At 72.1% G+C, this 15640-nt stretch carries 13 protein-coding genes; 11 read left to right on the top strand and 2 right to left on the bottom strand.

The genetic code is table 11. The annotated features are described in order from the left end of the window. Positions 1 to 37 precede the first annotated feature (37 nt). The 9 genes from AAC944_RS25560 (at position 38) to gatB (ending at position 10714) form a co-directional block, all read left to right on the top strand. Positions 38 to 583, top strand: a complete 546-nt coding sequence (locus AAC944_RS25560) for an LOG family protein (protein WP_030623774.1) — start codon at positions 38 to 40, stop codon at positions 581 to 583. A gap of 67 nt (positions 584 to 650) precedes the next feature. Next, positions 651 to 1340 carry an SDR family oxidoreductase gene (locus tag AAC944_RS25565; RefSeq protein WP_030623776.1) on the top strand — a complete coding sequence of 230 codons (690 nt, stop codon included), beginning with the start codon at positions 651 to 653 and terminating at the stop codon, positions 1338 to 1340. Between the two features lie 137 nt (positions 1341 to 1477). Further along, positions 1478 to 2506 carry a methionine synthase gene (locus AAC944_RS25570; RefSeq protein ID WP_030623779.1) on the top strand — a complete coding sequence of 343 codons (1029 nt, stop codon included), beginning with the start codon at positions 1478 to 1480 and terminating at the stop codon, positions 2504 to 2506. Positions 2507 to 2535: 29 nt separating this feature from the next. After that, positions 2536 to 4764: an NAD-dependent DNA ligase LigA gene (gene ligA / locus AAC944_RS25575; protein WP_438272836.1), complete on the top strand. Its 2229-nt coding sequence runs from the start codon at positions 2536 to 2538 to the stop codon at positions 4762 to 4764. 157 nt (positions 4765 to 4921) lie between these two features. Beyond that, entirely contained in the window at positions 4922 to 7030 is a 2109-nt protein-coding gene (locus tag AAC944_RS25580; protein ID WP_030623783.1) for a putative bifunctional diguanylate cyclase/phosphodiesterase, read from the top strand. 109 nt (positions 7031 to 7139) lie between these two features. After that, positions 7140 to 7436, top strand: a complete 297-nt coding sequence (gene gatC, locus AAC944_RS25585; protein WP_030258164.1) for an Asp-tRNA(Asn)/Glu-tRNA(Gln) amidotransferase subunit GatC — start codon at positions 7140 to 7142, stop codon at positions 7434 to 7436. 5 nt (positions 7437 to 7441) lie between these two features. Beyond that, a complete protein-coding gene (gatA, locus tag AAC944_RS25590) occupies positions 7442 to 8950 on the top strand; it encodes an Asp-tRNA(Asn)/Glu-tRNA(Gln) amidotransferase subunit GatA (protein ID WP_030623797.1) in 1509 nt (502 codons plus the stop codon). After that, positions 8947 to 9189, top strand: a complete 243-nt coding sequence (locus AAC944_RS25595) for a hypothetical protein (RefSeq protein ID WP_030623800.1) — start codon at positions 8947 to 8949, stop codon at positions 9187 to 9189. The genes gatA and AAC944_RS25595 overlap by 4 nt, the downstream gene beginning before the upstream one ends. A 16-nt stretch (positions 9190 to 9205) precedes the next feature. Further along, entirely contained in the window at positions 9206 to 10714 is a 1509-nt protein-coding gene (gene gatB / locus AAC944_RS25600; RefSeq protein ID WP_030623802.1) for an Asp-tRNA(Asn)/Glu-tRNA(Gln) amidotransferase subunit GatB, read from the top strand. A 70-nt stretch (positions 10715 to 10784) separates the two neighbouring features. On the opposite strand, the gene AAC944_RS25605 is transcribed toward gatB, so the two are convergent. Together AAC944_RS25605 and AAC944_RS25610 are read right to left on the bottom strand one after the other, a co-directional pair. Further along, on the bottom strand, positions 10785 to 12233 hold the full coding sequence (locus AAC944_RS25605; RefSeq protein WP_030623805.1) for an aldehyde dehydrogenase family protein: 1449 nt from the start codon (positions 12231 to 12233) through the stop codon (positions 10785 to 10787). A gap of 136 nt (positions 12234 to 12369) precedes the next feature. Then, on the bottom strand, positions 12370 to 13461 hold the full coding sequence (locus tag AAC944_RS25610) for a LacI family DNA-binding transcriptional regulator (protein ID WP_030623807.1): 1092 nt from the start codon (positions 13459 to 13461) through the stop codon (positions 12370 to 12372). Between the two features lie 197 nt (positions 13462 to 13658). Here AAC944_RS25610 and AAC944_RS25615 point away from each other — a divergent pair, with 197 nt between their 5' ends. Beyond that, positions 13659 to 14687 (top strand): SIS domain-containing protein, encoded by a 1029-nt coding sequence (locus AAC944_RS25615; protein ID WP_030623810.1) that lies wholly within the window; start codon positions 13659 to 13661, stop codon positions 14685 to 14687. Positions 14688 to 14782: 95 nt separating this feature from the next. Next, positions 14783 to 15601, top strand: coding sequence for a PfkB family carbohydrate kinase (locus tag AAC944_RS25620; RefSeq protein WP_030623812.1), 819 nt, complete (start codon positions 14783 to 14785; stop codon positions 15599 to 15601). Positions 15602 to 15640 lie beyond the last annotated feature (39 nt).

Raw genomic sequence — 15640 nt, forward strand, 5'->3', positions numbered from 1 at the left:
GACCGCCGGGGTCCCCGCCCGCCCGTATGGTTGCGGTATGAACATTTGCGTCTTCTGCTCCGCCGCCGACCTGTCCGAGGCCTACACCACCCCCGCCCGGGAGTTCGCCGAGCTGATCGGCAAGGGCGGTCACGCGCTGGTCTGGGGCGGCTCGGACACCGGCCTGATGAAGGTCATGGCCGACGGCGTGCAGGAGAACGGCGGCCGGCTCATCGGCATCTCGGTGGAGTTCCTGGCCCACAAGGCGCGCGCGGGCGCCGACGAGATGGTGATCACCGCGGACCTCGCGGAGCGCAAGGCGGCGCTGCTCGCCCGCGCCGACGCGATCGTCGTGATGGTCGGCGGCACCGGCACGCTGGACGAGGCCACCGAGATCCTGGAGCTGCGGAAGCACGGCCTGAACACCAAGCCCGTGGTGATCCTGAACACCAACGGCTTCTACGACGGCCTCAAGCAGCAGTTCCAGCGTATGGAGGAGGAGAACTTCCTCCCGGTGCCGCTCACCGATCTGGCCTTCTTCGCGGAGGACGGCGTGGGCGCGCTGGCCTACCTGGAGGAGCAGGCGGGTATCCAGGCCGCCTGAGAGGCACCGGGCAGAGCCGCCGCCCCGTACGCCCGCCTTGTACGTACCTGTCGTTAGGATCGGCCCCATGGGTACGCACTTGATCACCGGCGCAGGATCGGGCATCGGGACGGCGGTCGCGCGGCGGCTGGCCGACCGCGGCGAGGAACTGTGGCTGCTGGCCCGGGACGCGGGCCGCGCCAAGGAGCTGGCCGAGCAGTTCCCCGGGGCCCGCACGGTCGTCGGTGACCTCGGCGTCCCCGAGAAGCTCGCCTGGGCGCTCGGCCACCAGACGCTGCCGGACCGGCTGGACTCCGTCCTGCACATCGCGGGCGTCGTCGAGCTCGGCGCGGTCGCCGACCTGCCCGCCAAGAGCTGGCAGCGGCAGCTGACCGCCAACCTGGTCGCGCCGGCCGAGCTGACCCGGCTCTTCCTGCCGCAGCTGCGGCTCGCGCAGGGCCATGTGGTCTTCGTCAACTCCGGGGCCGGACTGCGCGCGAACCCGCAGTGGGGCGCGTACGCGGCCAGCAAGCACGGCCTGAAGGCGCTGGCGGACGCGCTGCGCGCCGAGGAGCACGACAACGGGGTGCGCGTCACCTCCGTGTACCCCGGGCGTACCGCGACCGCCATGCAGGAGAGCGTGCACCAGCAGGAGGGCAAGGCGTACGACGCCTCCCGCTGGATCGACCCGGAGTCGATCGCGACGACGGTCCTCACGGCCCTCGACCTGCCCAGGGACGCCGAGATTACCGACCTGTCGGTACGGCCGGGCAGCTAGCAGGATCAAGCCTGTCCGGCGATTGAGGACAAAGCGGCCGCAGGCCGCCGCCTGGGCCACCGTGAGGCCCGCGCCCGCGCGCCACGCGCACCCGGCCCCGGAGAACCGCGGTGCCCCCGCCGCATAGGCTCGGACGCGTGAGCGACAAGACCACTAACCCCTGGGGCGCCCGCGCGGCCACCGGTATCGGGTCGATGCCCGGTGGTGACGCGCGGGAGGCCGCGAAGACCGTCACCGGCTCCCTCGAACGGCTGCCGTACCTGCCCGAGCTGCCCGCGCGTGGGCCCGGCGCCGACATGATCGGCCGGACCGCCGGGCTGCTCGTCGAGGTGTACGCGCATGTGGAGCCCAGCGGCTGGCGGATCAGTGACCGGCCCGGCCGTGACACCCGCCGGGCCCGGTCCTGGCTCGGTGAGGACCTCGACGCGCTGGAGGAGTTCACGCAGGGGTACGAGGGCGCGCTGAAGATCTCGGCCGTCGGGCCCTGGACGCTGGCCGCGGCGCTGGAGCTGCGCAACGGCGAGGCCGCGCTGAGCGACCCGGGTGCCTGCCGGGACCTGGGCGCCTCGCTGGCGGAAGGGCTGCGCGGGCACCTCGCGGACGTACGGCGGCGGGTGCCGGGCGCGCGGATCGTGCTCCAGCTGGACGAGCCGTCGCTGACCGCCGTACTGCGCGGCAGCGTGAAGACGGCGAGCGGCTACCGCACCCACCGGGCCGTCGACCGCGCCGTCGTCGAGGGCGCGCTCCGCGACATCATCGACGCGGCGGGCGGCGCGCAGGAGGACGGTACGCCCGTCGTCGTGCACTCCTGCGCCCCCGACGTGCCGTTCGCGCTGCTGCGCCGCGCCGGCGCCACCGGCATCGCGTGCGACTTCTCGCTGCTCACCGAGCGTGACGACGAGGCGATCGGCGAGGCGGTCGAGGGCGGCACGACGCTCTTCGCCGGCGTCGTGCCGGGCACCGACGGCCCATTGTCAGACCCTGCCGGTAGCGTCATGGGTGTCAGGACGTTGTGGCGCAGGCTGGGGCTGAATCCGGGGACTCTCAGCGAGTCCGTGGTGATCACTCCCGCGTGCGGGCTGGCGGGTGCTTCGCCCGAGTATGCCCGTAAGGCGCTCGCCCATTGCGTCCGGGCGGCGGGATCGCTCGCGGACAACCCTGAGTGAGCGCACTCAAGGACACGGGAGGACAGACGGTGGCCGGCGAAGAGCAGACCGGACAGGCGGTGGACGACGCGGCGGGAGCCGGCGTGCCCTCGGAGGCGCGCGAGCGGCACCAGCGGCTCGCGGAGCAGATCGAGGAGCACCGCTTCCGGTATTACGTCAAGGACGCGCCGATCGTCAGCGACGCGGAGTTCGACAAGCTGCTGCGCTCCCTGGAGGCGCTGGAGGAGGAGCATCCGCCGCTGCGGACGCCCGACTCGCCCACCCAGAAGGTCGCGGGCGCTTACGAGACGGAGTTCACGGAGGTCGCCCACCGGGAGCGGATGCTCTCGCTGGACAACGCCTTCGACGACGAGGAGCTGGCGGCCTGGGCGGAGCGGCTGGCGACGGAGCTCGGCGGCGACCCGAAGTCGGCGGGGTACCACTTCCTGTGCGAGCTGAAGGTCGACGGCCTGGCGGTCAACCTCACGTACGAGCACGGCCGGCTGACCCGCGCCGCGACCCGCGGCGACGGCCGCACGGGCGAGGACATCACGCCCAACGTGCGGACGATCGCGGAGATCCCGGACCGGCTGGCGGGCGACCGGATCCCGGAGCTGGTGGAGATCCGCGGCGAGGTCTTCTTCCCGATGGAGAAGTTCGAGCAGCTGAACGCCCGTCTGGTCGAGGACGGCAAACCCCCCTTCGCCAACCCGCGCAACGCCGCGGCCGGTTCGCTGCGCCAGAAGGACCCCAAGGTCACGGCGACCCGCCCGCTGCACATGGTGGTGCACGGCATCGGCGCCCGTGAGGGCTTCGACATCGACCGCCAGTCGCAGGCGTACGACCTGCTGCGCGAGTGGGGCCTGCCGACCGCCAAGCACAACAAGGTCGTCGACTCGCTCGCCGGCGTGCGGGAGTTCATCGCGTACTACGGCGACCACCGGCACGACGTCGAGCACGAGATCGACGGCGTCGTGGTCAAGCTCGACGAGGTCCCGCTGCAGGGCCGGCTCGGCGCGACCTCGCGCGCCCCGCGCTGGGCCATCGCGTGGAAGTACCCCCCGGAGGAGGTCAACACCAAGCTGCTGGACATCCGGGTGGGTGTCGGGCGGACGGGCCGGGTGACGCCGTACGCCGTCGTGGAGCCGATCATGGTGGCCGGCTCCGAGGTCGAGTTCGCCACGCTGCACAACCAGGACGTGGTCAAGGCCAAGGGCGTCTTCATCGGTGACACGGTCGTGCTGCGCAAGGCGGGCGACGTGATCCCCGAGATCCTGGGGCCGGTGGTGGACCTGCGGGACGGCAGCGAGCGGGAGTTCGTGATGCCGGCCGAGTGCCCGGAGTGCGGGACGAAACTGCAGCCCGCCAAGGAGGGCGACGTCGACCTGCGCTGCCCGAATGCGCGGAGCTGCCCCGCGCAGCTGCGCGAGCGGCTCTTCTACCTCGCGGGCCGCAAGAGCCTGGACATCGAGAACTTCGGCTATGTCGCGGCGACGGCGCTGACCCAGCCGCTGGAGCCGGCCGAGCCGCCGCTGAAGGACGAGGGCGACCTCTTCAGCCTCTCCATCGAGCAGCTGCTGCCCATCAAGTCCTACGTCCTGGACCCGGACAGCGGGCTGCCCAAGCGGGATCCGAAGACCGGCGAGGAGAAGGTCGTCACGTTCTTCGCCAACCAGAAGGGCGAGCCGAAGAAGAACGCCCTGGCGATGCTGGAGAACATCCAGGCCGCCAAGGAGCGCCCGCTGGCCCGCATCCTGACGGGCCTTTCGATCCGGCACGTGGGCCCGGTCGCGGCGCAGGCGCTGGCCATGGAGTTCCGTTCGCTGGACCGGATCCGGGAGGCGAGCGAGGAGGAACTGGCCGCGGTCGAGGGCGTCGGGGGCACCATCGCCGCCTCGCTGAAGCAGTGGTTCGAGGAGGAGTGGCACCGCGACATCGTGGAGAAGTGGCGGGCCGCCGGGGTCCGGATGGAGGAGGAAAGCACCGGGGACGAAGGCCCGAGGCCGCTGGAGGGCGTCACCGTCGTCGTAACGGGAACACTTCAATCACACACCAGAGACGGCGCGAAGGAAGCGCTGCAACGCCTTGGTGCGAAGGTGACCGGTTCTGTCTCGAAGAAGACCGGTTTCGTCGTCGTAGGCGACAATCCTGGTTCGAAATATGACAAGGCTATGCAGTTGAAGGTGCCCGTGCTGGATGATGACGGATTCGCGGTGCTGCTCGAACAGGGCCCCGATGCCGCGCGAGCGGTAGCTGTCACACCTCCGGAGGAGGAGTGAGCAAGACACTCCTTCGGTGCATACCAGACGCTTACGGGTGGTCGGGTCGCATTCGGGCAACCGCTGCCGATCGCTGCCCGTGGCGGCCTTCTGCGGCCTACTGTTGAGGGGTGCGCCTGCCGTGGCGCGGGCACAGCCGGCTGTGAGAGGGATCGGAATGGAACCGACCGACAGCGCCGCTCCGGCGTCGCGGCTCCGGCGGCTCGTCATGCCCGCGTTGCCCGCGGCCGTGGTCCTGACGGCCGCCCTGGTGCTCGTGACGGGCGTGATCATGACGATCGGAGGCGGCGCCGCGCTCTTCCCGCGCGGCGCCGTCGGCTGGTCGCTGGCCGTCCTGACCGGAGTCATCGTCGGGCATCTCGTCGCCATCGGCCGGGACCGCTGGTCCGGCGGCGCCGGCTCCGGGGCCGCGCTGGCACTGGCGGTCCTGCTGCTGTACGGCTGGGTGCCCGCGACACTGATCAGCCTGTCCGTCGTCGTCCTGGTCGGGGCGGCGCGCCGGCAGCGCTGGCGACAGGCGATGGTGCACGGCGCGATCGACGTACTGGGCCTGGGCGCCGCCGCGCTGGGCCTCCGGCTGTGCGGGGTCGCGCCCACCGTGGCCGAGCCCGCGGGGGTCGGCGGCTGGGACCTCTCCGTCCTGCCGCCGGTCCTCGGCGCGGCGCTGGTGTACCTCGCGGTCACCCGGGCGCTGATGTGGTTCCTGATGGGTTCGCGCAACGGCCGGCTGCCCTCCATCGCACGCCGCGCGGTGACCCGGCAGGCCCTGGTCGGCGTCGCGCTGGTGGGCATAGCCCCGCTGATCGTGGTGGTCGCCGCGCACGCCCCGCTGCTGCTGCCGCTGTTCGCCGTACCGCTCATCGCGCTGGACTCCACGCTGTGGATCGCCCGGGCGCGCGCCGAGGAGCAGCTGCGCGACCCGCTGACCGGCCTGCCGAACAGACAGTGGCTGCTGGAGCGGACCTGGAGCGCGCTGGACGACGCCGAGCGCGTCGGCGCCCGCGCCGCCCTCGTACTGATCGATCTCGACCGTTTCCGGTCGGTCAACGACACCCTCGGGCACCTCGCGGGGGACCGACTGCTGCTGCAGATCGCCGAGCGGCTGCGGCACGCCCTGCCCCGCGGAGCGGAGGCCGCGCGGCTGGGCGGGGACGAGTTCGCGGTGCTGCTGCCCACCGCCGACTCGCTCACCAGCGCGCAGCGGGTGGCCCGTTCGCTTGTCGCCGCGCTGGGCTCGCCCCTCGACCTGGACGGGCTGACGCTGGTGCTCGAGGCGAGTGCCGGCGTCGCCGTCTATCCGGACCACGCGCTGGACGCGGAGGGCCTGCTGCGCCGCGCGGACGTCGCGATGTACCAGGCCAAGCGGGACCGCAGCGGCGTGGAGCTCTACGAGGCCAAGCGGGACGGCAACACGCCCGACCGGCTCGGCCTCCTCGGCGACCTGCGCCGGGCGCTGGACGCGGGCGAGGTCGAGCTGCACTACCAGCCCAAGGTGCGCTTCGACGGCCAGGTGGCCGGTCTCGAGGCGCTGGTGCGCTGGGTGCACCCGGACCGCGGGAGAGTCCCTCCGGACGAGTTCATCGCCATCGCGGAGTCCTCCGGGCTGATGCCGCGGCTGACCGAGTACGTCCTGGAGACCGCGCTCGGCCAGGTGGCGCGGTGGCGCGCGGACGGTCTCGAGGTCCCGGTCGCGGTGAACGTCTCGCCGCGTGACGTGCACACCCCCGGGTTCGCCGGCGCGGTGGCCGCGCGGCTGGCCCGGCACCAGGTACCGCCGGGCGCGCTCCAGCTGGAGATCACCGAGCACGTGCTGCTGGAGGACCCGCAGCGGGCCGCCGACACGCTGAACGGCCTGACCGGGCACGGCGTGAAGATGTCGCTGGACGACTTCGGCACGGGGTACAGCTCCCTGGTGCACCTGCGGCGGCTGCCCGTCAGCGAGCTGAAGATCGACCGCTCGTTCGTGGCGCGGCTCGCGGTGGACACCGAGGACGCCGAGATCGTCCGCTGCACGCTCGACCTCGCGCACTCCCTCGGGCTGCTCGTCGTCGCCGAGGGCGTCGAGGACGACGAGACCTGGGAGCGGCTGCGGGACCTGGGCTGCGACGCGGTACAGGGCTGGCTGGTGGCGGCCGCGATGCCGCCGGACGAGACGACGGCCTGGCTGCGGGCCCGGGAGCACCACGGCTGGCGGCGCGAGTCGGAAGGCGCGTCCTCCGACTCCTCCGAGGAGGTCGACAGGCCCTCGGGCCAGGTCGTGAAGTAGCCGGACCGGTCCCGGCCGGCCACCGATGGGAAAGCGTTTCGCGGTCACCGGTGCACGCGCCATAGGATTGGGGCGAAAACTCCACCGGAAACCAGCAGAGGATCGCTGCATGCCTGGCATCACGCGCGAGGAGGTCGCCCACCTCGCACGGCTGGCACGTCTGGAGCTGAAGGACGAAGAGCTCGACCACTTCGCCGGACAGCTCGACGACATCATCGGCGCGGTAGCCCGCGTCTCCGAGGTCGCCGACCAAGACGTTCCGCCGACCTCCCACCCGCTGCCCCTGACGAATGTCATGCGGGCGGACGAGGTGCGCCCGTCGCTCACCCCCGAGCAGGCGCTCTCCGGCGCCCCCGCCCAGGAGCAGCAGCGATTCAAGGTGCCGCAGATTCTGGGGGAGGAGTGACCGGGATGACCGAGAACGCAGCACACGAGCTGATCAGGCTGACCGCGGCCGAGACCGCGGCGAGGATCGCGGCCGGTGAGGTCACCGCCGTCCAGGTCACCGAGGCCCACCTGGCCCGGATCGAGGCCGTGGACGAGAAGGTGCACGCCTTCCTGCACGTCGACCGGGAGGGCGCGCTCGCCCAGGCCCGCGCCGTGGACGCCAAGCGTGAGCGCGGCGAGAAGCTCGGCCCGCTGGCCGGCGTGCCGCTCGCCCTGAAGGACATCTTCACGACGGAGGGTGTGCCCACCACCGTCGGCTCGAAGATCCTGGAGGGCTGGCTCCCGCCGTACGACGCGACGCTGACCAAGAAGCTCAAGGCCGCCGACGTCGTCATCCTCGGCAAGACCAACATGGACGAGTTCGCCATGGGGTCGTCGACGGAGAACAGCGCGTACGGGCCGACCGGCAACCCGTGGGACCTGACCCGTATCCCGGGCGGCTCCGGCGGCGGTTCCTCCGCCGCGCTCGCTTCGTACGAGGCGCCGCTGGCGATCGGTACGGACACCGGCGGTTCGATCCGCCAGCCCGCCGCCGTGACCGGCACGGTCGGCGTGAAGCCCACCTACGGCGGCGTCTCGCGGTACGGCATGGTGGCGTTCTCCTCCTCCCTGGACCAGGGCGGGCCGTGCGCCCGTACGGTCCTGGACGCGGCGCTGCTGCACGAGGCGATCGCCGGCCACGACCCGCTGGACTCCACCTCCATCGACGCGCCGGTCCCGCCGGTCGTCGAGGCCGCCCGCAACGGCTCGGTGCAGGGCATGCGCGTCGGCGTGGTGAAGCAGTTCCGCGGCGAGGGCTACCAGGCCGGTGTCCTCCAGCGGTTCGACGAGGCCGTCGCGCTGATGAAGGAGCTGGGCGCCGAGATCGTCGAGCTGGACTGCCCGTCCTTCGACCTGGCGCTGTCGGCGTACTACCTCATCGCGCCGTCCGAGTGCTCCTCCAACCTGGCCCGCTTCGACGCCATGCGCTACGGCCTGCGGGTCGGCGACGACGGCACGCGGTCGGCCGAGGACGTCACGGCCCTGACCCGTGAGGCCGGCTTCGGCCCCGAGGTCAAGCGCCGGATCATGCTCGGTACGTACGCGCTCAGCTCCGGCTACTACGACGCGTACTACGGCTCGGCACAGAAGGTGCGGACGCTGATCACCCGCGAGTTCGAGCAGGCCTTCGAGCAGGTCGACGTGATCGTCTCGCCGACCACGCCCACCACCGCCTTCCCGATCGGCGAGCGCGCCGACGACCCGATGGCGATGTACCTCGCCGACCTGTGCACCATCCCCACCAACCTGGCGGGCAACGCGGCCATGTCGCTGCCCTGCGGCCTCGCCCCCGAGGACGGGCTCCCGGTGGGTCTGCAGATCATCGCCCCCGCCATGAAGGACGACCGGCTCTACAAGGCCGGTGCCGCCGTCGAGGCCGCCTTCGTGGAAAAGTGGGGCCACCCGCTGCTTGAGGAGGCACCGTCGCTGTGAGCGCGATCACCAAGAAGGCCAAGAACTTCAAGAAGTCCAAGTCGGGTCTGTACCTGTCCATGGGCACCACCGCCTTCGGCGCGCTGAGCGTCGCCAGGCAGGCGAAGCTGGCCCGGCAGGAGAACGACACGCTCCGGCTGATCGACGCGGCCGTCTCGGCCGCGGCCATCGTCACCGGCCTGGCGATCCTCTACCGGGAACTGAAGCACCTGGGCGACGACGACGTCCTGCTGGGCTGAGGGAGAAAGTTTCACCGTGACTGTCACTGACCTGGTCTCGTACGAGGACGCCCTCGCGACGTACGAGCCCGTCATGGGTCTCGAGGTGCACGTCGAGCTCGGCACCAAGACCAAGATGTTCTGCGGGTGCTCGACGGCGCTGGGCGCCGACGCCAACACCCAGACCTGCCCCACCTGCCTGGGCCTGCCCGGCTCGCTCCCGGTCGTCAACGCGACCGGCGTCGAGTCCGCCGTCAAGATCGGCCTGGCCCTGAACTGCTCGATCGCCGAGTGGTGCCGCTTCGCCCGGAAGAACTACTTCTATCCGGACATGCCGAAGAACTTCCAGACCTCCCAGTACGACGAGCCGATCGCCTTCGACGGCTACCTCGACGTACAGCTGGAGGACGGCGAGGTCTTCCGCGTGGAGATCGAGCGGGCCCACATGGAGGAGGACACCGGCAAGTCGACGCACGTCGGCGGCGCCACCGGCCGTATCCACGGCGCGTCCCACTCCCTGCTGGACTACAACCGCGCGGGCATTCCGCTCATCGAGATCGTCACCAAGCCGATCACCGGTGCCGGCGAGCGTGCCCCCGAGGTCGCCAAGGCGTACGTCGCCGAGCTGCGCGAGCTCATCAAGGCGCTCGGCGTGTCCGAGGCCCGCATGGAGATGGGCCAGATGCGCTGCGACGTGAACCTCTCGCTGATGCCCAAGGGCAGCGAGAAGTTCGGCACCCGCTCGGAGACCAAGAACGTCAACTCCCTGCGCAGCGTCGAGCGCGCCGCCCGGTTCGAGATCCAGCGGCACGCCGCGGTGCTCTCCTCCGGCGGCACGATCGTCCAGGAGACCCGCCACTTCCACGAGGAGGACGGCTCCACGACGTCCGGCCGCGTGAAGGAGGAGGCCGAGGACTACCGGTACTTCCCGGAGCCCGACCTGGTCCCCGTCGCCCCGTCCCGCGAGTGGGTCGAGGAGCTGCGAGCGGGCCTGCCCGAGCTGCCGCGCGTCCGCCGTAACCGGCTGCGCGAGGAGTGGGGCATCTCCGAGCACGACATGCAGTCGATCCTCAACGCCGGTGCGGTCGACCTGATCGTCGCCACCACGGAGGCCGGTGCGGACGCCGCCGCGGCCCGCAAGTGGTGGATGGGCGAGCTGGCCCGCCGTGCCAACGAGGACGGCGTCGAGCTCGCCGCGCTGCCGATCACCCCGGAGCAGGTCGCCCGGGTCGCCGCGCTGGTCGCCGAGGGTTCCCTCAACGACAAGCTGGCCCGCCAGACCATCGAGGGCGTCCTCGCGGGCGAGGGCACCCCGGACGAGGTCGTCGAGAAGCGCGGTCTGAAGGTCGTCTCCGACGAGGGCGCGCTCGGCAAGGCCGTCGACGAGGCGATCGAGTCCAATGCCGCCATCGCCGACAAGATCCGCGGCGGCAAGGTCGCGGCGGCCGGTGCGCTGGTCGGCGCGGTCATGAAGGCCACCCGCGGCCAGGCCGACGCGGCCCGTGTCCGGGAGCTGATCCTGGAGAAGCTGGGCGTCGAGGGCTGATTCCGGCCCGCACCCGTCGAGGGCGGCGCACCCACCGGGTGCGCCGCCCTCGTGCGTACGGTGCCGGGCGTCAGAGGCTGATCACGCCCGTACGGGTGTCCGTCATGTCCAGCAGCGTCCACTTGCCGCCGATGCGGCCCCAGCCGGTCGAGCGGGCGCCGGCGCCGCCGAACGGCATGTTGATGTCCCACCAGTTGTTGGTCTCGTTCACGATGACCTGCCCCACCTCCATCTCCTCGATGAAGCGGAAGGCCGAGGTCATGCTGCGGGTGAAGACCGCGCCCTGGAGGCCGAGCGCGTCGTCGTTGGCGATGCGCAGCAGGTCGTCCTCGTCGCGGCCGGTGAGGATCGGTACGACGGGGCCGAAGGACTCCTCCCGGGCCAGCAGGCTGCCCTCCGCGACGCCGTCGACGACCGTGAACTCGTAGTAGAGGTCGGTGGGCATCCCGGCGCGGCGCCGGCCGCCGGTGAGGATCCGGGCGCCCCGGGCCTCGGCGTCGGCCAGGTGGCGGTCCATCTTCGCGGCGACGCCCTCGTTGTTGAGCGGGCCGAGGACGGTCTTGTCGTCGAGCGGATCGCCGAGCACGATCCGTTCCGACTCCCGTACGACGGCCTCGACGAAGGCGTCGTGGACATCGGTGTGCACGACGACCCGCTCGGTGGCGCAGCACACCTGGCCCGCGCAGGGGTAGGCGCCGTCGACCGCGGCCTTGGCGGCGGCCTCGACGTCGGCATCGGCGAGCACGACCAGCGGCCCGTTGCCGGAGCACTCCATGAGGGAGCGCTTGAGACCGGCCGCCGCCTGGATCTTCGCGCCGGTGGCGGAGGAGCCGATGAAGCCGATGGCGTGGATGCCGGGGTGGCGTACCAGCGCGTCGCCGAAGGCGCCGTCGCCGGGCAGGACGCTGACCAGGCCGTCCGGCAGCCCGGCGGCCAGTACCGCCTCCATCGCCTTCAGCACGGTGAGCGGGGTGTGCGCCGGCGGCTTGACGACCAGGGCGTTGCCGGTGGCCAGGCCGGGCGCCGCGAACTCGGCGAACATCAGGAGCGGGAAGTTCCAGGGCGTGATGACGCCCCAGGTGCCGACCGGCCGGTGGAAGGTGAACATCCGCTTGCTGGAGTCGCGGGAGGGCAGCGTCTCGCCGTTGAGGCGTACGGCGTCCTCGGCGTGCAGCCGGAAGAGCTGGGCGGCCTCCGTGACGTCCGCCACCGACTCGGCCAGCGGTTTGCCCTGCTCCAGGGTCTGCAGCCGGGCGAGTTCGGCGCGCCGTTCGTCGAGGTGGTCGGCGATGCGGTGGCACGCGGCCGCGCGCTCCCAGACGTTGACCGCGGCCCAGGCGCGCTGGGCGGCATGCGCGGCGTGCACCGCTCTGTTGAGGTCGGCCGAGGTGGGGACGGGCACGGTCCCGACCTGCTCGCCCGTGGCCGGGCTGATCACCTCGAAGGTCTGCGAGCCGGCGCCGTCGTCGTAGGCGCCGGCGAGGAACAGCTGCTGCGGCGAAGGGGGCGGAGTGGTCATGAGGTGTGCTCCTCTGTCCGGTCCGTCGATGCCGCAGATGTTTCAGTAGCGACTTTTGACCGTCAAGATGCGCGTATGGCAACGGAGAAGACCGGTTGCCCGGAACCGCCCACGCGCCACCGGACGCGTGCGCCGCTCACGTCCCCGGTGGCGGTGCGATCGACTCACGGTCGATGAACTCGGTGTCGAGGACGGTGTGTTCGGGCGCCCGGGTGGTGCCCTCGATGCGGGCGATCAGGGACTGGACGGCGCGGGCGCCGAGTTCCTGTACGGGCTGGGCGACCACGCTGACGCGGGGGCGTACGGCGCGGGCCCAGTCGGTGTCGTCGAAGGTGACGACGGAGAGGTCGTCGGGGACGCGGAGGCCGTGGTCGCGGGCCGCGGAGAGGACGCCGAGGGCGATCATGCTGTCGGTGGCGAAGACCGCGGTGGGCGGCTCGGGGAGGGACAGCAGGCCGGCGGTGAGGTCGGCCGGGTCCTCGCGGTGGAAGGTGCCGGTGCGCAGGTAGGTGTCCGTGTCGGTGAGGCCCGCCTCGCGCAGCGCGGCGCGGTAGCCCTCGATGCGTTCCAGGCCGGTGGAGACCGGATCGGCGGGGGCTGCCGGGGCGTCGGCCGAGTCGTCGGCGGGGGCGCTGCCGAGCAGGCTCACCAGGGCGATCCGGCGGTGGCCCGCGGCGAGCAGACGGCGTACCGCGTCCTGCGCCGCACCGTGGTTGTCGACGGTGACGGAGTCGGCGGGCAGCCCGGGCGCCTGCCGGTCGAGGAGGACGACGGGGCAGCCCGCGGTGTGCGCGGCCGCCAGGTGGCCGGTCTCGGTGGTGGCGGCGGGCGCGACGATCAGGCCGTCGACGTGCTTGTCGCGCAGCATCTTCACGGCGGCGCGCTCGGCGGCGACGTCCTCGTCGGTGTTGGCGAGCAGGACCTGGTAGCCGGCGGCGCGGGCCGCGTCGGTGATGCCGCGGGTGACGCCGGCGAAGAACGGGTTCTGGATGTCCGCGACGATCGCGCCGAGGGTGTGCGTCCGCCCGGTGATCATGGACCGGGCCAGCAGGTTGGGGCGGTACCCGAGCTTCTCGGCGGCGGCCCGTACGCGTTCGCGGGCCTCGGGGCTGACCGAGCCGTAGTCGGCGAGTGCGCGGGACGCGGTGGAGCGGGAGACGCCCGCCTCGCGTGCGACGTCGGGGATGGTCGCGGGGCGGCCTGCCGGCCTGCTTCGGTTCGTCGTCATGGCGCGCTCAGGCTACCGGGTCCGCCGGGGGTATTGACGGTGGGGAACGGGAGTGGGAAGGTTCCCAGCATCCCGCGATCGAGAACGTTCCCAAACGCGCCGTGCGGTGGGGTTGGGAACGTTCTCGGACAAGCGCTTGGGAACGTTCTCACCGCTGGGCGCGCGACGCCCCGCGCACCGCCTCGGAAAGGACCCGCGTGACGACCGCATCCCTGCCCCTCCAGCCGATCACCGAGGACTTCAAGGAGGCCGTGGCCTTCGCCCTCAGCCAGAACGACGCCGCGCGCACGTTCGTCGACGAGGTCGTCGCGGGCGGGCTGCGCAACGTCTTCCTCGTCGGCTGCGGCGGCTCGCTCACCGCCGCCTACCCGGCGCACTTCCTGCTGGAGACCCGGGCCTCGTTCCCCGTCTTCCACATGAACAGCGACGAGTTCAACCTGCGCCGCCCCGCCCTGCTCGGCGAGGGCTCCCTCGTCCTGGTCTCCTCGCACACCGGCACCACCAAGGAGACCGTCGCCGCCGCCGAGTACGCCCGCGGCGCCGGTGCCACGGTCGCAGCGCTCACCCGCAGCGCCGACAGCCCGCTCGCGAAGGCCGCGCACACCGCGTTCACCTACCGCAGCGAGGACACCGTCGTCGCGCCGAAGGGCGTGCTGTTCGGCCAGCTCGTGTACGCGCTGCTGGAGAAGACCGGCGCCGAGGGCGACTACGCGGCGCTCCGCACGGCGTACGAGGCGCTGCCCGAGGCGCTGCACAAGGCCCAGGAGGAGGGCGAGGAGCTGGCCGCCTCGATCGCCACCGCGCTGGCCGACGAGAACGTCACGTACGTGCTGTCCGCGGGCCCCAACTACGGCGCGGGCTACGGCTTCACGATGTGCTACCTGATGGAGATGCAGTGGAAGCACGGCGGCACCTACAACGCCGGTGAGTTCTTCCACGGCGCCTTCGAGGTCGTCACCGAGGACCAGCCGGTGATCCTCTTCCTCGGTGAGGACGCCACCCGCCCGATGGCCGAGCGCGCGAAGACCTTCCTGGACAAGTACACCAAGAAGGCCCACTACGTGGACTCCCGGATCTTCTCGCTGCCCGGCGTCCCCGAGGCGGTGCGCGGCGACATCACCCCGATCGCGCTGGACGTCTTCGGCACCCGGCTCGCCCGCCACTACGAGTCCGTGCGCGGCCACGACCTGGACAAGCGCCGCTACATGTTCCAGGTCGAGTACTGATCCACCCCCCCGCCCGCGACCCGGCCCGGTGCGGCGCCGCACCGGGCCGTTCCGTACCCGCTCCCTCCCGTAGCTCCTCCCCGTAAGGAACCCCCATGCGCATCTGCGGAGTCGGCGACAACGTCGTGGACCGCTATCCCCAGCGCGGCCTGATGTACCCGGGCGGCAACGCGCTCAACGTCGCCGTGCACGCCGCGCGGCTCGGCGCCGACGCCGGGTACCTGGGCGTCACCGGCACCGACGAGGCCGGGGCGCACATCCGGGCGGTGCTCGCCGCCGAAGGCGTCCGCACCGACCGGGCCCGTACGGCGGAGGGACCCAACGCGTACGCCACCGTCCACCTCGACGCGGACGGCAACCGCACCTTCGGCGACTGCGACGCGACCGTCTCGGTCTTCACACCGGACACCGCCGACCTGGCCTGGCTGGCCGGCTTCGACCTGCTGCACACCGGCGACTGCAGCCGCCTGGAGCCGCACCTGCCCGCGCTCGCCGCGGCCTGCCCGGTCAGCTTCGACTTCTCCGACCGGCCCTGGTCCTACGCCGCGCCACTGCTGCCGTACGTGCACGGCGCCGTCCTCTCCCGGCCCGACGCCGGGGACGACGAGGCCACCGCGCTCGCCGAACGGGTACGGGAGGCCGGGCCGAAGCTGGCCGTGGTGACGCGCGGCGCACGCGGGGCGCTGGTGTCGTACGAGGGGACGGTGCACCACCAGAGCGTCGTCCCGGTCACCGCCACCGACACCCTCGGCGCCGGTGACTCCTTCATCGCGGCGCTGCTGGTCTCCCTGGGCGAAGGCCGGGCCCTGGCCGACGCCGCCGCGGTGGCCGCCGGTTACGCCGCCGGGGTCTGCACCCGTCCCGGAGCCTTCGGCCACCCCCTCGCCCTGCCCGGCAGCGCCGCCCCCCACTGACCGCCCGTCTCCGTCCAGTCCGCCGCTGACCGTCCGCCC

The organism is Streptomyces sclerotialus, assembly GCF_040907265.1.
Lineage (GTDB): Bacteria > Actinomycetota > Actinomycetes > Streptomycetales > Streptomycetaceae > Streptomyces > Streptomyces sclerotialus.